At 61.3% G+C, this 20,232-nt stretch carries 17 protein-coding genes and 1 tRNA gene; 5 read left to right on the forward strand and 13 right to left on the reverse strand.

Annotated elements, in window-relative coordinates; all coding sequences use genetic code 11:
- Positions 1-133: 133 nt before the first annotated feature.
- A complete protein-coding gene (locus GAL01_RS01680) occupies positions 134-1,705 on the reverse strand; it encodes a 2-isopropylmalate synthase (RefSeq protein WP_062033755.1) in 1,572 nt (523 codons plus the stop codon).
- Positions 1,706-1,914: 209 nt separating this feature from the next.
- Complete coding sequence (locus GAL01_RS01685) at positions 1,915-2,763, reverse strand: N-acetylmuramoyl-L-alanine amidase family protein (RefSeq protein WP_099253033.1); 849 nt, start codon at positions 2,761-2,763, stop codon at positions 1,915-1,917.
- Between the two features lie 577 nt (positions 2,764-3,340).
- On the opposite strand from GAL01_RS01685, the gene GAL01_RS01690 reads away from it, so the two are divergent.
- Positions 3,341-6,181 (forward strand): Rne/Rng family ribonuclease, encoded by a 2,841-nt coding sequence (locus tag GAL01_RS01690; RefSeq protein WP_062033761.1) that lies wholly within the window; start codon positions 3,341-3,343, stop codon positions 6,179-6,181.
- 90 nt (positions 6,182-6,271) lie between these two features.
- On the opposite strand, the gene GAL01_RS01695 is transcribed toward GAL01_RS01690, so the two are convergent.
- A complete protein-coding gene (locus GAL01_RS01695; RefSeq protein ID WP_062033764.1) occupies positions 6,272-6,631 on the reverse strand; it encodes a hypothetical protein in 360 nt (119 codons plus the stop codon).
- A gap of 35 nt (positions 6,632-6,666) precedes the next feature.
- Entirely contained in the window at positions 6,667-8,220 is a 1,554-nt protein-coding gene (xseA, locus tag GAL01_RS01700; RefSeq protein ID WP_062033768.1) for an exodeoxyribonuclease VII large subunit, read from the reverse strand.
- Positions 8,221-8,286: 66 nt separating this feature from the next.
- On the opposite strand from xseA, the gene purD reads away from it, so the two are divergent.
- Both purD and GAL01_RS01710 read left to right on the forward strand, forming a co-directional pair.
- A complete protein-coding gene (gene purD / locus GAL01_RS01705; RefSeq protein WP_062033771.1) occupies positions 8,287-9,516 on the forward strand; it encodes a phosphoribosylamine--glycine ligase in 1,230 nt (409 codons plus the stop codon).
- A gap of 40 nt (positions 9,517-9,556) precedes the next feature.
- On the forward strand, positions 9,557-10,537 hold the full coding sequence (locus tag GAL01_RS01710; protein WP_062033774.1) for a hypothetical protein: 981 nt from the start codon (positions 9,557-9,559) through the stop codon (positions 10,535-10,537).
- Between the two features lie 23 nt (positions 10,538-10,560).
- Here the strand turns inward: GAL01_RS01710 and GAL01_RS01715 are convergent, their stop codons facing one another.
- Genes GAL01_RS01715 through polA form a run of 3 tightly spaced genes read right to left on the reverse strand, consistent with a single transcriptional unit; the run spans position 10,561 to position 15,658 of the window.
- Positions 10,561-12,216: an ABC transporter substrate-binding protein gene (locus GAL01_RS01715; protein WP_062033777.1), complete on the reverse strand. Its 1,656-nt coding sequence runs from the start codon at positions 12,214-12,216 to the stop codon at positions 10,561-10,563.
- On the reverse strand, positions 12,217-12,825 hold the full coding sequence (locus GAL01_RS01720) for an SCO family protein (protein WP_062033780.1): 609 nt from the start codon (positions 12,823-12,825) through the stop codon (positions 12,217-12,219).
- 13 nt (positions 12,826-12,838) lie between these two features.
- A complete protein-coding gene (gene polA / locus GAL01_RS01725; protein ID WP_062033785.1) occupies positions 12,839-15,658 on the reverse strand; it encodes a DNA polymerase I in 2,820 nt (939 codons plus the stop codon).
- Between the two features lie 146 nt (positions 15,659-15,804).
- Between polA and GAL01_RS01730 the strand changes: the two genes are divergently transcribed.
- Positions 15,805-16,734 (forward strand): alpha/beta hydrolase, encoded by a 930-nt coding sequence (locus tag GAL01_RS01730; protein ID WP_062033787.1) that lies wholly within the window; start codon positions 15,805-15,807, stop codon positions 16,732-16,734.
- Between the two features lie 86 nt (positions 16,735-16,820).
- A tRNA-Arg gene (locus GAL01_RS01735) sits at positions 16,821-16,897 on the forward strand.
- A gap of 6 nt (positions 16,898-16,903) precedes the next feature.
- Here GAL01_RS01735 and GAL01_RS01740 read toward each other — a convergent pair.
- The 6 genes from GAL01_RS01740 to GAL01_RS01765 all read right to left on the reverse strand — a co-directional run bounded on the left by GAL01_RS01740 (position 16,904) and on the right by GAL01_RS01765 (position 20,112).
- Positions 16,904-17,995 (reverse strand): site-specific integrase, encoded by a 1,092-nt coding sequence (locus tag GAL01_RS01740; protein ID WP_231865438.1) that lies wholly within the window; start codon positions 17,993-17,995, stop codon positions 16,904-16,906.
- The gene (locus GAL01_RS01745) at positions 17,992-18,231 is read right to left on the reverse strand and encodes a MerR family transcriptional regulator (RefSeq protein ID WP_062033789.1); all 240 of its coding nucleotides are present in this window, start codon (positions 18,229-18,231) and stop codon (positions 17,992-17,994) included. Before GAL01_RS01745 ends, GAL01_RS01740 begins: the two co-directional genes overlap by 4 nt.
- A 377-nt stretch (positions 18,232-18,608) precedes the next feature.
- Positions 18,609-18,857, reverse strand: a complete 249-nt coding sequence (locus tag GAL01_RS01755; protein ID WP_062033793.1) for a hypothetical protein — start codon at positions 18,855-18,857, stop codon at positions 18,609-18,611.
- Complete coding sequence (locus tag GAL01_RS15625) at positions 18,854-18,991, reverse strand: hypothetical protein (RefSeq protein WP_156476389.1); 138 nt, start codon at positions 18,989-18,991, stop codon at positions 18,854-18,856. Before GAL01_RS15625 ends, GAL01_RS01755 begins: the two co-directional genes overlap by 4 nt.
- The gene (locus GAL01_RS01760; protein WP_062033795.1) at positions 18,981-19,373 is read right to left on the reverse strand and encodes a hypothetical protein; all 393 of its coding nucleotides are present in this window, start codon (positions 19,371-19,373) and stop codon (positions 18,981-18,983) included. The genes GAL01_RS15625 and GAL01_RS01760 overlap by 11 nt, the downstream gene beginning before the upstream one ends.
- Positions 19,374-19,554: 181 nt before the next feature.
- Positions 19,555-20,112, reverse strand: a complete 558-nt coding sequence (locus GAL01_RS01765; protein ID WP_062033797.1) for a hypothetical protein — start codon at positions 20,110-20,112, stop codon at positions 19,555-19,557.
- Between the last annotated feature and the right edge of the window lie 120 nt (positions 20,113-20,232).

Raw genomic sequence — 20,232 nt, forward strand, 5'->3', positions numbered from 1 at the left:
CATACCGTTCGTGTTATATTTGTCTACTTCTTATATAAACTATTTTATATAGTTTATAACCGCCCTTCAAAAAAACGGGCATGCAGAAATCCTCCGCATGCCCGCTGACTGAAACAATGTCGCCCCGGACGGATCAGGACAGTGCTTCCGGCTCCCGGCGTTCGCGCTTGGTCAGGAGCTTGTTCAGCGCATGGATATAGGCACGGACCGCAGAGACCACCGTATCGGCATCAGCGCCCTGCCCGTCCACGAGCTTGCCGTTTTCCTGTAACCGCACGGTCGTACGCGCCTGTGCATCTGTGCCTTCCGTGACGTTGGCCACCGAGAACAGAGCAAGTTCAGCCGTATGCGGAAACGCTTCGCCAATGGCGCGGAAGGCTGCATCGACCGGACCGTTGCCACTGACCGCAGCATACTGGATGGCGCCGTCCACGCTGATTTCGAGCTTCGCCTGGGACTTCTGCTTCGTGCCAGAAGCCAGTTCCAGCGAGATCAGGTGAACCCGCTCGTGATCGCGGCTCTCGTCATCCACAAGTGCGCGGATATCGTCGTCGAACACGACTTTCTTGCTGTCGGCCAGATCCTTGAAGCGCGCAAACGCAGCGTTCAGGGCTTCATCTTCCAGCGGCGGGTATCCGAGCTGCGCCAGCTTGTCGCGGAATGCCGCACGGCCGGAATGCTTGCCCATGACCAGCGAGGTCTTGTTCCAGCCTACGCTTTCCGGCGTCATGATTTCATAGGTCGCGGCGTTTTTCAGGATCCCGTCCTGATGGATGCCGCTTTCATGCGCGAACGCATTACGTCCGACGATGGCCTTGTTCGGCTGCACGTCAAAGCCCGTGATCGTCGCCAGCATACGAGACATGCCCAGCAGCTTCGTTGTCTCAATACCGGTCGTCTTGCCATACTGATCGTGACGGGTCCGCAGCGCCATGACGATTTCTTCGAGCGCGGCATTGCCTGCACGTTCGCCGATACCGTTGATCGTGCACTCGATCTGACGCGCCCCACCCTCGACGGAAGCGAGCGTGTTGGCGACGCCGAGCCCCAGATCGTTATGGTTATGGGCGGAGAAAATCACCTGATCCGCACCCGGAACGCGCTCACGCAGCATGGTGAAGATCGCACGCATTTCTTCTGGCGTGGCAAAGCCGACCGTATCGGGGATGTTGATCGTGTTTGCGCCATTGCGGATCGCCATTTCCACGCAGCGGCACAGGAAGTCCGGATCGGTCCGGGAGCCGTCCTCGGCCGACCATTCAACGTCATCCGTGTACTGACGGGCCTTCTGGTTGCCGGACGCGATGATTTCCAGCACCGTTTCCGGCTCCATCCGCAGCTTGTACTTCATATGCAGCGGGGACGTGGAAATGAAGTTGTGGATCCGCGAACGCTCGGCCTTCTTCAGGGCCTCGCCACAGGATTCGATATCCCGCTTGCCACCACTGCGGGCCAGACCGCAGATTACCGATCCACGGACATCCTCGGCAATCCGGCGCACACTCTCGAAATCGCCTTCGGACGCCACGGGGAACCCGGCTTCAATCACGTCCACGCCGAGAGCGCTCAGCGCATGGGCCATGCGAAGCTTCTCTTCGATATTCATCGAAAAGCCGGGGGACTGTTCGCCGTCGCGCAGCGTGGTGTCGAAAATGATGACGCGGTCGTCGGCGATATTACCGAAGGACGGGTGCTGGAAAGTCATGATGGAGATCGTCTCGTCTGGTTCAGGGTGGCTTTCTGTCTGTTATCCCCTGAACGCAACGGAGCGCTGTCCGCCTAGGATAAGGCGTTCAGGGGCCAATAAGTCGAAGCGAGAGGATCGAAAGAAACATCATAGGCGCGTTAAATGACCGATTCTTGCGTCATGCGCAACCCGCATGAGCATAAAGCCTCCCCTGCGCAAAAAGCGGATCAGCCCGTCATCACGCCGGCATGCGTTGCAAAATAACGGTCTATGGCGGTTTTCATGGCGCTGGCGACCTGTGTGCGATGGACGGCCTGACGCAGCGCGGCCTCATCCAGCCGGTTCGACATGAACCCCATCTCAACCAGGACCGATGGAATTTCGGAAGATTTCAGAACCACGAAAGCCGCATGACGTGAGGGATGGGTCAGGAGCCCGATCCTGTTCCGAAACGAATTCACCACACTGGCCGCCATATGCGCCGACCCCCGGCGCGTTTCTTCCGAAACGAGGCTGGCGAGGATCTGCTGCACATCGGGCGACATGCCATGAAAGGCCGGCCCAGCGAAACGATCGGCGCTGTTCTCCGTCCGTGCGAGAGACGCCGTCTGTGCGTCCGAGGCACCACCAGAGAGCGTATAGACGCTCGCGCCCCGCACATCCCTGTCATGAAGGGCATCGGCGTGCATCGAAATAAAGAGATGCGCCTGATGCCGCTGTGCCAGTTCGACACGCCCTTCAAGCGGAATGAAACGGTCTTCGGAGCGGGTCATGGCGACGCGGTACTGTCCCGAAGCCAGAAGCTGACGGCTCAGTTCGGAGGCTGCGGCTTCGGCAATATGCTTTTCATAGGTACCGGAAATCCCGATGGCACCGGGATCCTTGCCGCCATGTCCGGGGTCCAGCATCACAAGAGGTTTCGGCGGTGCGGCTCCGCGATGAACGGCAGGAGCGTGCAGCTTTCCGTGAAGCGGACCATGAACCGGGTGACGCCCGAAGGCCGTCAGGGGCGCCAGCAGCGATACTCCCGAAAGGCCACCGAAAAGACCACTGGCCAGTGTGCGTCGCGTCAGCATCCCTTGTTTCCCGGTTGCAGCGGTGAATGACGAAAGAACCATACAGCACGAAACCCTGTCAGGAACATGGCAGAAGACTTCCGCAGGCCTCTTCCACAGAAAAATGAAACACGCCGCTTTTCCCCGCCGGGCACCCAGACTTGCCACAGACAGCGGTTTCAGTCATCCTGTGCGACAGGGACCTGTAAAGTGCGGTCCGACCGGCTACGGACTTTAACCTTTCCCGTACCGCTCCCGCCTTTTCCTGTCCCCACCACGACGTCCCGTCGTTTGACAGATGCGCGACTAGCCTTCCGTACCCTGTCCTGACCGGATCGAACTGGTGATATGTCACTCCGGTACAGGCCAGACGCCCGTCCGGATCAGGTTTTTCATCCGGCTCCGGATTTTCGGACCGGCCGTCTGTTCAGGGGACGAATGTCACTCAACGTGCTCGCAGCCAGCAACCTCAGCGAAACGGGACCCAACATGTCCCGTCGCTGTGCGTTCGGACTGCGCCGTTCCCTCCACCCCACACAATCTGACGTTCCCCCCGGCCCAGGCAGCCATTGCGGAGCGTCGTGGAGTTCAGTGTTCCATGACCAAGCGTATGCTCATCGACACCACACACGCGGAAGAAACGCGTGTTGTGGTCATGGATGGTGACCGCGTCGAAGATTACGACGTCGAGACATCGACCAAGAAGCAGCTCAAGGGCAACATTTATCTTGCCAAGGTCATTCGCGTAGAGCCGAGCCTTCAGGCCGCTTTCGTCGAATATGGCGGCAACCGCCACGGCTTCCTCGCCTTCAGCGAAATCCACCCGGACTATTTCCAGATTCCTGTCGCAGACCGCGAGAAGCTCATCGCGCTCCAGGAAGAAGAAATTGCCGAGCGCGGTGATGCGGCGGATGATGCCGAGACCGAAACGGTTTCCGAAGACGGTGCCGATAACGAAGACGGCGACAACCACGACCGTCGCGCGCCCGAGACCGTTGGTGGCGAGCATGATACGGGCGAGGAAAGCGCGTCGTCGCGCCGCACGGCCCGTTTCCTGCGCAACTACAAGATCCAGGAAGTCATCCGCCGCCGTCAGGTGCTGCTGGTGCAGGTCGTCAAGGAAGAGCGGGGCAACAAGGGTGCGGCCCTGACCACCTACATCTCTCTTGCCGGGCGCTATTGTGTCCTGATGCCGAACGCCCTGCGTGGCGGTGGCGTTTCGCGCAAGATCACTTCCGATGCCGACCGCCGCCGCCTGCGCGATGTGATCGCGGAACTCGACCTGCCGAAGTCCATGGCAATGATCGTCCGGACCGCCGGTGCCGGTCGCCCGGCACAGGAAGTGACGCGCGACTGCGAATACCTGCTCCAGCTCTGGGACGATATCCGCTCCCACGCCCTGTCCTCGGTCGCGCCGACGCTGGTCTATGAGGAAGCAAGCCTCATCAAGCGCGTCATCCGCGACCTGTTTTCCAAGGATATCGAAGACATCCTCGTGGATGGCGAAGCGGCCTGGAAGAACGCGCGCGAGTTCATGCGCCTGCTGATGCCCAGCAACGCCAACAAGGTGAAGCTGTGGCAGAACCGCGGGCAGAGCCTGTTTGCGCGCTACAATGTCGAAGGCCATCTGGACGCCATGTTCTCGCCGACGGCCCGTCTGCCGTCCGGTGGCTATCTGGTCATCAACCAGACGGAAGCCCTCGTCGCCATCGACGTGAATTCCGGCAAGTCCACTTCGCAGCGCAACATTGAGGAAACGGCCCTGCGCACGAACCTCGAAGCCGCCGAGGAAGTGGGTCGCCAGCTCCGTCTGCGTGATCTGGCCGGTCTGGTCGTGATCGACTTCATCGACATGGAAAGCCGCCGCCACAACGCACAGGTGGAAAAGCGTCTCAAAGAAGCCCTGCGTTCCGACCGTGCGCGCATACAGGTCGGGCATATTTCCCATTTCGGTCTGCTGGAAATGTCCCGCCAGCGCCTGCGCCCGTCCATTGCGGAATCCGTCCTCACGCCCTGCCCGCACTGTCAGGGTACCGGCTTCATCCGTGGGACGGAAAGCTCGGCCCTGCACGTCCTGCGTGCCATCGACGAAGAAGGCGCACGCCAGCGTTCAGCCGAAATCGAAGTCTATGTGGGCTCCGAGATTGCCCTCTATATCCTCAACCACAAGCGCTCCTGGCTGGCTGACATCGAGCGCCATCATCGGATGCAGGTCATCTTCCGTACGGAAGAAAACCTCGCTGCCGCAGATATGCGGATCGAGCGCCTGAAAACCCAGACAGCGGCTCCGGCACAGGCCCGCGCTCCGGAACGGACGGAACGCGCCGTGGAGCGTGCGCCGGAAAGCGTCCGCACGATCGAGATCATCGAAGAACAGGCCCCCGTCGCCCTGCGGGTGGAAACGCCGGTCGTCGATGCGGAAGTCATTGAAGATGTTGTGCCGTCGGAAGGCCAGGAAGACAGCAACGATGGTCGCCGCCGCCGCCGCCGCCGCCGCCGTGGTGGCCGTCGCGAGCAGAACGGAGACGTCGCAGCGGACGCACCGCAGGACCATAACGTCCATGCGCCCGAAGAGCGTGAGACCCCGCCCGCTGACAATGTTGACGAAAACGGCATCATTCCGGGCCGCCGTCGCACCCGCTTCAAGCGCATCGTCAAGGAAGCCGAGGGCTCTGAAGCGCCGCGTGCAGAACCCGTGGCCGAAACCCGTGACGTTGCGCCCCGGCGCCCCGCACCGGCACCACGCCCTGCCGCACCGGCTCCCGCAGCGCGCAATCCGCGTCGCCGGGAGGAACGCGAGGAGCGTCCCGCCCAGCATCGCTACACGGGCCCTACGCCTGCTGATCCGTTCGGCGGCAGCTTCGACATCTTCGACGTGATTGAGCAGGCGGAATTTGAAGGGACGACACAGGCCCTTCAGACCGGGATCAGCCTGCCCACGGACGTCGTGATCGAACATGTCCCGGCTGTCGAAACGGCTGTTGCCGTGGAAGAGCGAGCAGCGGAAGTTCCGGCAACGGAAGAGGCTCCCAAGCCCCGCCGTGGTCGCGGACGTCGCCCGGCCCGTGCCAAGGCTGCAGATGCCGCTCCTGCCGAAACGGTGACGGAAGCCGCGCCTGCAGTGGAAGTCGCTCCTGCTCCGGCTGTCGAAGAGCCTCTGGCCGAAGAGGCTCCCAAGCCCCGTCGGACCCGGACGCGGCGCACTCCGAAGGCGGAGGCCGTGGCTACTGAAGCCCCGGCTGAAGCCGCCCCCGAAGCTGCGCCGGCTCCGGCTGAAGTCGCAGCGGAAGAGACCGCCAAGCCGAAGCGCAGCCGGACCCGTCGCGCGCCAAAGACCGCCGCTGCCGAGGCTCCGGCCGAGGATGGAAACATCCTTCAGCCGGTGAACATTGATGAAGTCGCTCCGGCGAAGCGTCGTGCAGGATGGTGGAAGCGCTGATCCGTCAGCACTTTCCACAGCCATAAAAAAGGCCGGTCAGGAAATCCTGACCGGCCTTTTTCTTTGTCCTGTTGAAACACGGCGCTCCAGTTAGCGGCAGACGCTCTGCGCCCCGGTTGCCGCGATATAGGTGCCAGTCAGCGGCTGGAAACAGGCATTGCGCGGACAGGAACTCGTGCTGGCCAGACTTTGCGGATACAGCGCCGCACCAGCCCGCGCCTGTTCCTGTAGCGCTGTGCCGCAGAGCGGTGTGTTCAGCGGCGCGGACGGATCGTTGAACAGCTTCTTCTTGCCGTCCTCGGGAGCCTCTTCCGCCAGACCCGGCGCGAAATCCTGCGGCGGGATCCTGGCCTGCGACGCCGGGGCAGCAGGGCGCGCGGGGGCCGTGGGCTGTTCAGCGCAGGCTGCAAGCAGTGGCAGGGTAACGAGACTCAACCAGAACGAACGCATGCAGACTCCGGATCGCAGATCAGATGGGTGAAAGATTAAAGCCCAAGATCGCCCTGCGGCGACAGGCTGTCCAGTTTTGCGCCACGATCTCCATCCGCGAAAGACAGAACGACGCGATCGGCAACAGGCCGGGCTTCCGCACTCGTAACGGGTTGACCGTTCACATCCTGCACAAGCACATAACCGCGGCTGAGAATGGCGCGGGGCGACACGGCTTCAAGATGGCTGCCCAGCCCGTGAAACCTCATTTTCTGAAGGCGGATGGCGCTTCTGAGAACATCCGGCGACAGGCGCTGGCGTTCGGTGCGCAGATGGAAAGTCTGGAGCGAACGCTGCCATGAGGCGTCCAGACCGCTGGAAACCATCCGCAGGGCGGCACGGCGGCGTTCGATCAGCAGTTCGGGGTTCGGCAGATGTGTGACTGGCCCGTTCAGGCGGGCTCGTGCACGGCTGACGAGAAGTTCTGGCGCAGGCAGACGCAGGGCCTGCAGACGTGCCTGACTGCGCCCGATCAGAAGCTCCGGCGATGGCAGATGCATGCCCGGCGCATCAAGCCGGTTGCGGATGCGCATGACGAAAGACGGCAACGCCAGATCGAGCCGCTGACCACGATCATCCAGACGCATCCGGGCGGAATCCAGCAGTCCCGGCAGGTCCGGCAGACGGGCGGCGGCCTGATCCAGCCGTGCACGCGCCGTCTGGATGATACGGGTGAGCGCACCCGTCAGACGTGCATTGCGATGCGCCATGTCCGCGACCATTTCCGAGCGCAGCGGCACGGCCATTTCGGCGGCGGCGGTCGGGGTGGGCGCCCGACGGTCCGAGACAAGGTCAATCAGCGTCGTGTCGGTCTCATGCCCGACTGCCGAAATGACAGGAATGGGACAGGCCGCAACGGAGCGCAGGACGCGCTCGTCGTTGAACGCCATGAGGTCTTCGAGAGACCCGCCCCCACGCGCAACGATCAGCACATCCGGCGTGCGCGGACGACGCACGGACATGCCTTCGATGGCGGCAGCAATCTGGGCTGCCGCCCCTTCGCCCTGCACAGGAACCGGCCACAGAAGGACGTCCCGCGGGAAACGGCGGCTGACGGTCGTGATGATATCGTGCAGCACCGCGCCGGACCGCGACGTGATGACACCCACGAGAGACGGCAGGAACGGGATGGCTTTCTTGCGCTCGGGGTCGAACAGACCTTCTTCAAGCAGTTTGCGGCGCAGGCGCTCGATATTTGCGAGCAAAGCCCCCTCGCCCGCAAACTCCATGCGGTCGATGACCAGCTGATAGCTGGAGCGTTCGCCGTAGGCAGAGACGCGGCCGGTTGCGATGACCTCGTTGCCGTTTTCGGGAGCCATGCCGAGGCGCGAGACACTCCCGCGCCAGATCACACCCGCGATCTTGCCACCTTCATCCTTGAGAGAAAGATAAATATGCCCGGACGGATAGCGTTTGAGTTCCGTGATCTCGCCCCGCACGCGCACGCGCCCGAATCCACTCTCCAGCGTGCGTTTGATCGCCCCGGAAATCTCGGAAACCGAATATTGCGGCACATTCCCGCGGATCGACGCGCCATCACTCTCCATCATGGCGTCAGTCTATGCTACGGACGCCCTCAAACGAAGCCCATGATTGCATAATAAAGGATAAGCGGAATGCGCGTTTTGCTGGTCGGGTCCGGAGGGCGTGAACATGCCCTGGCTATATGTCTTGCGCGCTCGCCGAGCCTGACGGCTCTTTATGCGGCTCCGGGCAATCCCGGCATGGCGTCCGTTGCCACGCTTGTTCCGCTAAAGGCCGATGACGTTCCGGGCCTGGTCCGGTTCGCGCAGGAACAGAAGATCGACCTGATCGTCCCCGGCCCGGAAGCGCCGCTGGTGGCAGGCCTGGCGGATGCCTGTGCCGAAGCGGGCATTCCGTGCGCCGGTCCGACGAAGGCGGCGGCCCTGCTGGAGGGCAGCAAGGCGTTCACGAAGGATGTGGCAGACGCAGCCGGCATTCCAACCGCGCGCTGGGAACGATTTGAAGACGAGGCTCTGGCCATCGAATTCGTGCGTCGTCGGGGGGCGCCTATCGTCATCAAGGCGGACGGTCTGGCCGGGGGCAAGGGCGTCGTCGTGGCACAGAGCGTGGACGAGGCTGAGGACGCCATTCGCAGGCTCGGCATGCCACTCGTGATCGAGGAGTGTCTGGTGGGCGAGGAAGTCTCGCTCTTCGCATTCTGCTCAGACGACAAGGCCGTACTCATCGGTGCCGCGCGCGATCACAAGCGTCTCGGTGACGGCGATACCGGTCCGAACACCGGCGGCATGGGGGCAATTGCGCCTCCCCCCGCGTTCGGACGCGAGATGCAGGAAAAAGCGCTCGACATCATGGTGCGACCGATGCTGGCCGAGATGGTCCGTCGTGGCACGCCGTTCCGGGGTGTGATCTTTGCAGGGCTGATGCTGACGAACGAAGGGCCCAAGCTGATCGAATATAATGTCCGTTTTGGCGATCCCGAAGCCCAGGCCCTGCTGATCCGACTGCAATCGGACCTGCTGCCGATCCTTGCCGCACTGGCACAGGGCAATCTGGAACACGCAGCCGCCGAGTTCTCGGACGAACATTCGATATCGCTGGTTCTGGCCGCCAACGGATATCCGGATGCTCCGAAAAAGGGTGGCCGGATCAGCGGGATCGAGCGTGCGGAAGCCGTTCCGGGCGTTTCGGTTTTCCATGCCGGAACCAGACTGGCAGATGGCGTTCTGGTGGCGGATGGCGGGCGTGTCCTGACGGTCTGCGCCAAGGCTGCAACGCCGGAAGACGCCAGAAAACTGGCCTATGAAGGGGCGTCTGCGATCCAGTGGGAGGACAAGATTTTCCGGAACGATATCGGGCTTTAATACGCTCAGAATCGTTGAGCACCAACCGAGGGAAGCCCGGATGACCCGTCTGTGGAAACTGCTGGTTTGTCTGGCATTGTGCAGCGTGAGCAGTGCACATGCTGCATCAGACGGACGCGTCATCCCTACAGCGTTCGAAGCCGGGCATTTTTATGCCACGCCCAGAACCTCGAAGGGACAGACGGTCCGGCTTCTCGTCGACACAGGTGGTGGAGGAATGGGCATCCTCTACATCATGAAAGCGGCCGCCTTGAAACGGATTGGTGGCCAGGCCAGGCCATGCCGCCTGCCCGGCTTCAGTTTTGATGGAGCCCGCATGCCTCCCTTCACCGCCGCGACGCGTCTCCCTGCTCCGGCAGGACCAGAGGCATGCGGCGCTGCGGCGGCGGTCGTGAACACTCTACCCGACCTTGGATATGACGGAGTCCTTGGAGCCGCCTATCTTTCGCACTTCATCTGGACATTCGATTACCCTGCGCAGCGCCTCATCGTTGAAAGCCCGTCATGGCAACCCGATGGTCATGCGACACACGCGCCATTACTCTTTGCCCGGAATTCCGCGGGCGAATGGCTCAGTGACTTTCCTGCAGTTACGCTGACTATTGATGGTGAAGCACTCAGTTTGCTGCTCGATACCGGAGCAACCGCGCTGCCCACCCCATCCGGCGCAGCGGCCCAGCACATCGCAACCGTGAATGGGATCGGCGTTACCTCTTATATCATCACGAGCATTTTCAACCGATGGCATGCCCGTCATCCGGCCTGGCCTGTCATCCTGAACGGTGACCACCTCATCCCCGGAACACGCCTGATCCGGGTACCGGATGTCACCATTGGTGCCGTTCATGTCGGGCCCGTATGGTTCAGTGAAAGGCCCGATGTGAATTTCGGTCCCGAGCGCATGAGTCTCTGGATGGGCCAGACGGTGGTCGGAGCAGCGGGCGCGAATGTTTACGGGCGCTTCAGAGTGACCGTCGATTACCCGCATGAAACGTTATGGATGGCTTTTCCGGCACCGTAAGCCATCATCAACAATACCCACCCTTACTGCACCCACACATGTGAAAACAGCATGTGGTTCAGAGATGTTGAAAAGTAATTCCCCAGCCGTTTCGAAACAAAATCGACCGTCTTCATTTGGATCATGGGTGCGCCAGGCATCTGCTGCATGACAGCGTGACCGGCCTCCTGCCAGATTGGGGCGGCTTTTGCCGGGTCCGTCTGGGCTTTCGCCTGATCGAACAGGGACTGGATGTGCTGATCGCAAAAACCGGTGACATTCGGGGAGACGGCTGAATTCGGATGGTAGTTGTCGCAGCCGAACAGGTCGTCGAGAAAGGTTGAGGCGGACGGGTAGTCCGCAAACCAGTAGGACAACGCGATCTGGACGTGATTGGCGGTGTTCTGTTCGTAGGATTCCGCAAGGCCCGCCGTGATAGGGCGAAGCTGCGCGTTCAGGCCCACGGCCTGCAGAGCGTTGCGCAGATAGGTGCCCATGCCGAGCTCCATGGCGCGGTTGGGGACGATCAGTGTCACCGACGCCCCTTCTGCCCCGGCTTCATGGATCAGGCGGCGCGCGCCTTCCACATCCTGCGGGCAGTCCAACCCGAGATCCGCGCCGGAAATCCCATGCGGCACCATCTGACACAAAGGTACGGAGATCGCGCTGCCCCCGAACAGGATCGTCATGGCATGGCGGTTGACGGCCATGCTGACCGCCCGGCGCACCCGCACATCGGTGAAGGGTTTTTCATGCGTGTTCATCGCCAGATAATACAGGCCCAGCAAGGGCTCGATATGAACCTGAGCAGTGTATTGTGCACCGAGTTCGCCCAGACGGTCTCCGGGCTTGGCGTCCAGCATCCAGTCATACCGGCCCTGCTCGACCGCCGTGACCTGTGCTTCATCCGACAGGCCGAAATCGTATTCGATACGGTCCACGAAGCCGTCCGTCTGGGCCTGCGGGTTCCAGACATGGAAATACGGATTGCGCTCCAGAACCATGCCGTGTCCGGGATCGTACTGCGTGATGCGATACGGCCCGGTTCCAGGAACCGTGGTTCCCCCCATGTCATGAGTTGGGGTGGTGGCAGGCACAATCACAGCGTGGGGAAATGCGAGTTTGTAGAGAAATTCGCCGTCGGGTTTCGTCAGATGAAAGACGATCTCGCCTGTCTCCGGGTGTCCTTCGACGCCGGGAAGCGTGCAGCGGTCAGGCTTGGCCAGACAGTCCGCAGCCCCCTCGATACCGCCATAGAAAGATCCCGCAGTCGGGCTTCCGGCGCGGTAGATCCGGCGAAAAGATGCCACCACATCTTCCACACGCACGGGGGAACCATTGGAAAAATGCAGACCGGAGCGTAAATGCAGCCGCCACGTGAGGCCATCGGGGCTGATGACCGGCATGGCATCGGCGAGGTCCGGTACCACATCCAGTCCGGCGGCTCCGCGCGCCAGACGAAACGTCAGCAGGGGGTCGTACATATTGACGAACACCTGCATGTACTGCGTGCCGTAATTGATCTGCGGGTCCAGCGTACCGCCGGGGCCGTCCGCCGTCAGATGCAGGGTCCCGCCACGATGGGGGCTGCCGAGCGTAATACCGTTCCACTGCGGCGGGGTCTGCTCCTGTGCATGGGCCTGAAAAAATCCAGGCCCCAGAAGCAGACTTGCCGCGAGAAGCGCTGCCCCGCGCCTCATTCAGCGCTTCGCAAGTTCGCGCAGACGCGCGATCAGGGCATCTGCATTGCCGTCAGCCGGGACGGTGCCGGCATAGCGCGCATTCGGGTCCATGATGACGATCTGCGGCGCAGGAACAAAATGATCCCCCTCCTTCTGGAGCGGCGCATGATATTCGGCCGTCATTGCCTTGATCATGTTCGGGGTCCCGGTGAATGGCATGACATGGGGGGCGACGGGCAGAACGTATTCCCGAAGCGGGTCCGCCTCATCAAAGGGATTGAGCGACACTGCGAGCGGCGAGACGCGGATGCCCTGCGCCCGGAGCGTCACCAGTGCCTGATCCATGCTTTTCAATACGGGCTGGCACTTGTCCTCGGGACAGTTCGCATCAAAGAACCACACCAGCATCCAGGTATTGTGGAAATCGCCTTCGGTAACCGTGCTTTCGCCCAGCGAGTCCAGACGGAAGCTGCCACCGATTTCGTTGCCGTTGGACTGGACCAGAAGGCCCGGCCCGCCATTGGACGCCAGGTGGAAGCCGACATACCCCAGAACGGCCGCCACGGCGAGAACGCTCCAGATGATGCGATTGCCGACCCGCTTGCGGCGTTCGTGATTGGTCTGCATGACCTTCCTGTCTTTAATGTGCGTCAGCCCAGCTTGGGCCGATACCGGTTTCTACTTCAAGGGCCACGTCAAGTTTGGCGGCCCCTTCCATTTCCGTGCGGACGAACTCCGCCAGAGCCTTCGCGTCCTGCTCCTCGACTTCGAAGAGCAGTTCATCGTGCACCTGAAGAACCATTTTCGCCTTCAGTCCCGTGGCGGGCAGACGCCGCGCCAGATGGACCATGGCGCGTTTGATGATGTCCGCAGCACCGCCCTGAAGCGGGGCGTTGATAGCCTGACGCTCCGCATAGGCGCGACGGGCACCGTTTTTCTCCGCGATGCCCGGCACATAGCAGCGACGTCCGAACGGCGTCGTGACATAGCCGTGCTTTTTCGCCTCTTCCTTGGTCCGCTCCATATAGGCGCGGATGCCGGGATAGCGGGCGAAATAGGCGTCGATATAGGAGCGTGCCTCGCCCGGCGAAATCTGGAGCTGCTGCGCCAGACCGAAAGCCGAAATGCCGTAAATAATGCCGAAATTGATGGCCTTGGCCCGGCGACGGGTCAGCGGGTCCATGCCCTCAAGCGGAATACTGAACACTTCGGACGCCGTGCGGGCATGAATGTCCTGCCCCAGACGGAACGCCTCAAGCAGCGGCTCGATCTTCGCAACATGGGCCAGAAGGCGCAGTTCGATCTGGCTGTAATCCGCCGAGAGCAGAACACAGCCGGGAGCAGCGACGAATGCCTTGCGGATGCGTGCGCCTTCTTCGGTGCGGATGGGGATGTTCTGAAGGTTCGGCTCGTTGGACGACAGACGACCCGTCGTGGTGATGGCCATCTGAAAAGATGTATGAACCCGCTGCGTGTCCTGATCCATCTGCTGGACCAGCGCATCGGCATAGGTCGATTTCAGCTTGGCCAGTTGCCGCCAGTCCAAAATCTTGCGCGGCAGGTCATGCCCCTGCTCGGCCAGCGATTCCAATACCCCGGAATCGGTACCCCAGCTTCCACTTTTCGTCCGTTTTCCGCCGGGCAGGCCCATTTCATCAAACAGGATCTCGCCAAGCTGCTTGGGGGAGCCGACATTGAAACTCCGCCCCACCTGCTCATGGATGTCCTGCTCGATCATTCCCATGCGTTCGGCAAAATCAACGGACATGCGACGCAGTTCGGTGGCGTCCACCTTGATGCCGACGTCTTCCATATCCGTCAGGATCTGGATGAGCGGACGCTCTATTTCCTCATACAGCGATAGCGCCTGACGGGTCCGCAACTGCGGACGCAGCACCTGCCACAGACGCAGCGTGACATCCGCGTCTTCGGCGGCATAGGCGGTCGCCGCGTCAATCGCGACCTGTGCGAACGGAATGCGCTTTCGGCCTGTTCCCGTCACGGAATCATAGGGGACAGGCGTGTGCCCCAGATGCAGTTCGGAAAGCTCGTCCATCCCCTGCCCGTGCTCACCGGCGGACTGGGCGTAGGAAATCAGCATCGTATCGTCGATGGGCGTGATCTCGGGAATGCCAGCGCCCCGAAAGACAGTCAGATCATATTTCGCGTTCTGAAATACCTTGAGAACGGACGCATCCTGCAACAGGGGCTTCAGACGCTCCAGTGCCTCGGTACGGTCCAGCTGACGGACGGCAGCTTCGCCGGTCGAATTTTCTTCCAGAAGGTCTCGTACGGTTTCATGCAGGAATGGCACATAACAGGCCTTCCCTGGCGCAACCGACAGCGACAGCCCGACCATATTGGCCTGACGCGCATTGAGACTGTCCGTTTCGGTATCGACGGCCACCACACCCGCCGTCCGGGCCTCTGCGATCCAGCGGTCCAGCGTCTCCAGATCCGTGATGGTTTCGTAGGGGCCATAAGGCGCATCGGGGACCGTGACAGCCGAAGCTTCGTCCCGTGCAGCAACCTTGTCTTCGGGCCGGACAATCTGACGCGTGAACGGACGCGGCTTGGCGGCCAGACCCAGCCCCATGCGCTGGATGGTGGAATGGAACCCCATGTCCTCCAGCCAGTCCCGCAAGGTCTCGCGAACCGGCTCGCGACATCCCAGCTCGCTGATCGGCTGCGGCATCGGGGCATTGTCGTCCAGCAGGACCAGCTTGCGGGACATGCGCGCGGCCTCGGCATGTTCGATCAGATTGTCGCGCCGCTTGGACGCCTTCATGCCGGGGGCTGCGGCGAGGATCTGCTCCAGTGTGCCGTATTCGTTAACGAGCTGCGCGGCTCCTTTCGGACCAATACCCGGAACGCCCGGCACATTATCCGTCGAATCTCCCATCAGCGCCTGAACATCTACGACCTGATCGGGGCGTACGCCGAACTTGGCTTCGACCTCGGCTTCGCGGATCGGCTTCTGCTTCATCGGGTCCATCAGTTCGACACCGGGACGCACAAGCTGCATCAGGTCCTTGTCGGATGAGATGATGGTGCAGCACCCGCCCTCCTCCACGACCGCCTTGGCATAGGCGGCGAGCAGGTCATCCGCCTCCCAGCCTTCAAGCTCGATCGACGGCACATTGAAGGCGGCCGTGGCATCACGGATCAGACCGAACTGCGGGCGCAGGTCTTCCGGGGCTTCCGGACGGTGCGCCTTGTACTGCGGGTAAATCTCGTTGCGGAACGTCACGCGGCCAGCATCGAAAATCACCGCCAAATGCGTGCCCACATGGTCCCGCAGCAGACGCGACAGCATGTTCGTAAAGCCATAGACCGCATTGACCGGAACGCCCTGCGGGCTGCTCATCGGCGGCAGGGCATGGAACGCACGGAAGATGAAACCAGATCCGTCGATCAGGACCAGATGGGGCTTTCCCGAATCAGGCTTTTCTGGCGGCACGAATGTCTCCCTTCTCGCCCCGAAGGAGCGGACGTTCTAAAATCTGCGCGATGATAGGCCCATTCCCTTCCGTTTCAAACCGCCTCAGACGTCTTTCCTGCGGGCTGCTTGGCCTGCTGGCGTTACAGGCGTGCACAGCACCGCCTATGCCCGACCTGCATCCAACGGCACAGGAGACAGCCCTCATTCCTCCGGATGTGACGCTCGACATGTCGGACGGCGCCTCGATCCCGCTACGCCTCTACCCCGCCAGCACGCCTGAACCACGTGGCATCATCCTGGCACTGCATGGATATGGTGACAGCCGGGACGCCTGGGAATTCGCGGCTCCAACCTTCGCCTCCGCGGGCTTTACCCTTGCCGCCCCCGACATCCGCGGCTTTGGACAGGCTCCGAAGCGGAACGGATGGAGCAGCACGGCAAGGCTGGTGCAGGACGCCCGCGAACAGGTGCTCTGGTTGCACGCCCGTTATCCGCACGTCCCCATTCACGTCATGGGGGAAAGCATGGGGGGTGCCATCGCCCTGCTACTGGCGACCACCGACACGCCGCAGATCAGCAGCACAATCCTGCTCGCCCCGGCCGCACTGGACATCGGCCAGCCGTGGGAAATTCTTCTGGGGGGAATGGATGTTCTGGCGCCGCACTGGAAGCTGGACGGGTCGGCGGTGCCGGGTCACCGCGTCGCGAGCGACAATATTCAGGCCCTGCGCCGGATGTATTTCGATCCCCTTACCTTGCACAGCTCGACAATCCATCCGCTCTACGGCCTGACATTACTGATGCGGAGTGCCTACGAGGCCGCTCCAAAAGTACGGACACCCCTGCTCATCATCTTCGGAGGCCGCGACCAGTTCGTCCTGCCCCCCTTCACGGCCCGTCTGCTCCGCAGATTGCCCACCGGCACCCGGACCGACGAACTGCCGGGCGCCCACCATCTCCTCAGCCGCGATCGCAGAGGCGCTGTGCAGGATACTGTGTCATGGTTGACCGAACCGGATCGTCTGCTTCCCTCAGGCGGCGATATCGCCGCGGCCGCATGGCAGGCCACGGCCCAGACAGGAAGTTTTCCATGACCACCTTCCGATCACGCAAATGAACGGCAGAACTTTCAAAAAGAGGGCTGGCAATCTTCCGCCGAAGCAGTTATCTGAACCCCTATGGACCTGTAGCTCAGCTGGATAGAGCGTTGCCCTCCGAAGGCAAAGGTCACGCGTTCGAATCGCGTCAGGTCCACCACCAATCTCAAAAATCGCTATCTTCCGCCAGTTTTTCGGCAGGTTTGACACCTTCCGGGACAGGTTTGACATTCGGCCTCAGCCTTGACATCGCCGATCGTGCCAATTCCATCTGCTCGGCAGCACGGGTGTAGCGGGCGACTTCGCTGAGGCTCCGGTGGCCTGTGATAGCGGCGATCTGGTGGGTTGTGCAGCCAGCTTCTGCGAGCCTTCGAGCTGCGGCCTTTCTAAGACCATGCGGGCTGCATCCGGGCAGCAATCCGGCTTCACGACACCAGTCGATAAACTGATTGTAGAAGTTGTTCACTGACATCGGCCGGCCTCGCTCAGTCGCCAGGAACGTCCCTGCCCCGTTCGGTTGCCACTGATCCAGTTCGATGCGCAGCTGCTCGTGGATAGGGATCACCAGCTCGGTACCTGTCTTCTGCTGACGGAGATGAATGCCGTTCGCACTTACGGAACTGGGGCCCATCTTCACAACGTCACTTCGGCGCTGCCCCGTATAGAGCAGTAAAGCCAAGGCCAGACGCTCTCTCGTGCCGCTTGGCCAGCGGGCTTCGTATCGGGCAATCTCATCATCTGTCCATGAATGGATGCCGTCACTTTTAACCTTCATCCGCGGGACACCAGCCGTCGGATTACTTTCGGCCCAGCCCATGTGGATGGCATGCTCCATCAGCACCGAGAGCAACCGTAGCATGCGGTTGGCGGTCGTGGGCGAATCGTTATGTCGGCTCATGATCATCCGCACATGCCGGCTCTCCATGAGCAGGACGGGATTGGCGGCGTAGTCTGCGCCTCTCATGCGTTCCAGCAAGCGCCGATAAACGGCCTTCGTGCTCTCTTCAAGCGTCTTGAAATGCGCGGTGGCATACCAGGACTCAATCACATCTCTCAGGCTGCCGGTGGGCGTCACCTGCGCTGCGTCGAGCCCTCTCGGCTCTGCCCCCGCAACCGCGGCCTGATAGGCGGATATGAAACCCGGATCCCGAAGATCCGGCAGCGCCATCCGCTTCTGGCCCTTCTTGCGGAAATAGTATCTGACCTTCCCATGCCGATCCTTGAAACGCTGGATGTAGGGCAGTCTAAGGGTGGTCAACTCATCATGTCCCAAGGGTTGGCAGAAGCTGGCAGCTCTGTCCCGCCGCCAGCCTGCTGATCGATCCAGCGGTCCAGATCCGAGACAAGATATCCCCGCCGACGAGCCGACAGGGCAATCTGGCGCACATGGGGAAGAACCTGAGTTCTGAACGTCCCGACCGACATCGCCAGATAGGATGCCGCATCGCCAATATCGAGGACGCGTGGCGGCATCTGAACAATTTTCCCGCTCATGCCCGTTCCTCCCCGTCCATGGCTATATCCAATGTGTCTCGCAGGATTAGGCCACTGCTCAGTTTGCGGCACTGGGGCCCCGAATAATCCCAGATAATCCACATATTAACTCGATGGTTTGGGTCCCCTCCGAACTGATGGAAACCAGCGGTCAGTTTGTTAGCCTCCAACCAGTCCAGCCGCTCCGTGTCAGTGCGCTGGGTCATCACCATGTATCCAGATGAATGTCGCTGCCCTGGTATTCGTCATCAGTCCACTTCGGAGGTGGCGCAGGCTCTGCAGTAAGGGCGCGCCAGATCTTCTTGAGCCATTTCTTCATTTCGCGTTGGCCCTGAGTGCTTCCCGCTTGATCGTGGCGAGTGCGCTGTGGATTACATTCATGCGCAGCTGCTCCCGAATTCCGTCAGATCCACTGAAATCTTCCCAGCGAAAGACGGGGCGCTGACGGTGGCGACCAGGCGGTTGCCGAGATAGATGTCGTGGGCGCAGATCGTGCGGCGCGTGTCTTCCTTGGCGCGGCGTTCGGCGTCCCGGTATTCGGCAAACCCCTGATCCCGCTGGGGACTGGGGCGCATTCCCAAGACGGTAACGCGGAAGAGATCCGGCGAGCGGGCAGATGCTTTCATGGCACCTGCCTCCGGCCGAGGCCCTGCATCCAGTCATCTGCCTTGGCGATGACAAGGCCGGTGATGATCCCTACCCCATACAGCGCTACCACCAGAACGCACGGGACCAGCACGTCCATGAGATCAGTGGACATCGCGCCCTCCGGGAAGCAGGTCCGTGCAGAAGCGCAGGAAGCTCGCGAGGCGAAGACCGCGGACTTGCGGGGCGGAATGCTCCAGCAGGTCGTCCAGCGTCTGCGGGCCGGATGCGGCAGGCGGCTCCGGGAACGGAACGGGATCGGCCGGGCGTGTTGCATGAAGCAGCGCCACCAGTTCGTCTTCGACCTCCTCGGCCGTCTTAGTGTAGGCAGCGGCAATGCCGGAATTCGGAGCGTCCTTGGCACGCTCACGGGCATAGATCAGGCACACGCGACGTTCGCGGGCCTTCTGCTGCACCGCTACTGGACGGTCGGAAAGCAAAGCGGCGAAAGACTGGTCCGTATGACCGCGCAGGAGAGGATGAAGCTGGCGCATCATGCCGCGCCCTGCGCCTTCAGAGATAGACTGAATATACGGGAGAATCGGTTGCCCAATTCTCCCGTTCTTTCCATCATTGGTGCGGACAAACACCCAATGAGGAAACTAATGGCCAAGCCACTTCCGCCGCCAATACAGGCCCCTGCACCCAAGCCTACTCCACAGGTAAGCTGGCCTCCATTTAAGACAGAAAAATTACCGCAACGCTTAAAGCCGCTGCTGCCATAAGACCCAGCGTTAATTTCATGAATACCGAAGCCCAGCCCAAACGAATATCGTTCAGCTTGATCCCCTGCTCGTCTCTCTGGGCGAGGGTTTCGCGTAGTTCTAGCTCTGTTTCGTACTGCAGGCTGTCGAGGTAGGACGGCAGATCGCCAGAAATCTGCCACCGCAGCGGCCACAGGAGCAATGCCGCTGAAAATGAAGCCGCAGCTGTCAGAGTAGCCGGTATCCATATATAAGGTGGATGACTGTGGAGCCTCCAGGCCGCCGATAGCCCAATCGTTGCTGTCAGGCCCCATCCCACGAAACTTGCCCCTCGCGCCATGTAGCGCTCCAGCAGCTTCATCTGCGCGTCGATGCGATCCTTCGCAATCCGCTGTGCTTCGGTCGCCTTCCAGAGACGAAGAGTTTGCCGATCCGAAGAGGCCCCGACCTGTTCCGCGTCGTACAGTTCTTCCATAGGCTGAGCCTCTTTCACGAATGACCCGGTAACGATTGGCGAGACTTCTGGGGTCATGAACTTCAGGCTCCATCAGCTTAAGGCGCGGAGCAGATAGGTTAGCTAAATTTTCAGACAATGACATATCGATCTCCATCGCGTTCGTGCGATGGAGATAGTTTCACCAGAAGAAACTTA

This window comes from Gluconobacter albidus (assembly GCF_002723915.1).
Classification (GTDB): Bacteria; Pseudomonadota; Alphaproteobacteria; order Acetobacterales; family Acetobacteraceae; genus Gluconobacter; species Gluconobacter albidus.

Bases quoted from the DNA above. Each gene is read 5' to 3' on its own strand.
- GAL01_RS01755 (WP_062033793.1), bottom strand. From the start codon at position 18,857: ATGAAAGCATCTGCCCGCTCGCCGGATCTCTTCCGCGTTACCGTCTTG.
- GAL01_RS01730 (WP_062033787.1), top strand. From the start codon at position 15,805: ATGCCCGACCTGCATCCAACGGCACAGGAGACAGCCCTCATTCCTCCG.
- GAL01_RS01715 (WP_062033777.1), bottom strand. From the start codon at position 12,216: ATGAGGCGCGGGGCAGCGCTTCTCGCGGCAAGTCTGCTTCTGGGGCCT.
- GAL01_RS01720 (WP_062033780.1), bottom strand. From the start codon at position 12,825: ATGCAGACCAATCACGAACGCCGCAAGCGGGTCGGCAATCGCATCATC.
- GAL01_RS01680 (WP_062033755.1), bottom strand. From the start codon at position 1,705: ATGACTTTCCAGCACCCGTCCTTCGGTAATATCGCCGACGACCGCGTC.
- GAL01_RS01695 (WP_062033764.1), bottom strand. From the start codon at position 6,631: ATGCGTTCGTTCTGGTTGAGTCTCGTTACCCTGCCACTGCTTGCAGCC.
- purD (WP_062033771.1), top strand. From the start codon at position 8,287: ATGCGCGTTTTGCTGGTCGGGTCCGGAGGGCGTGAACATGCCCTGGCT.
- xseA (WP_062033768.1), bottom strand. From the start codon at position 8,220: ATGATGGAGAGTGATGGCGCGTCGATCCGCGGGAATGTGCCGCAATAT.
- GAL01_RS15625 (WP_156476389.1), bottom strand. From the start codon at position 18,991: ATGTCCACTGATCTCATGGACGTGCTGGTCCCGTGCGTTCTGGTGGTA.
- GAL01_RS01685 (WP_099253033.1), bottom strand. From the start codon at position 2,763: ATGCTGACGCGACGCACACTGGCCAGTGGTCTTTTCGGTGGCCTTTCG.
- GAL01_RS01710 (WP_062033774.1), top strand. From the start codon at position 9,557: ATGACCCGTCTGTGGAAACTGCTGGTTTGTCTGGCATTGTGCAGCGTG.
- GAL01_RS01760 (WP_062033795.1), bottom strand. From the start codon at position 19,373: ATGATGCGCCAGCTTCATCCTCTCCTGCGCGGTCATACGGACCAGTCT.
- GAL01_RS01690 (WP_062033761.1), top strand. From the start codon at position 3,341: ATGACCAAGCGTATGCTCATCGACACCACACACGCGGAAGAAACGCGT.
- GAL01_RS01745 (WP_062033789.1), bottom strand. From the start codon at position 18,231: ATGAGCGGGAAAATTGTTCAGATGCCGCCACGCGTCCTCGATATTGGC.
- GAL01_RS01765 (WP_062033797.1), bottom strand. From the start codon at position 20,112: ATGACCCCAGAAGTCTCGCCAATCGTTACCGGGTCATTCGTGAAAGAG.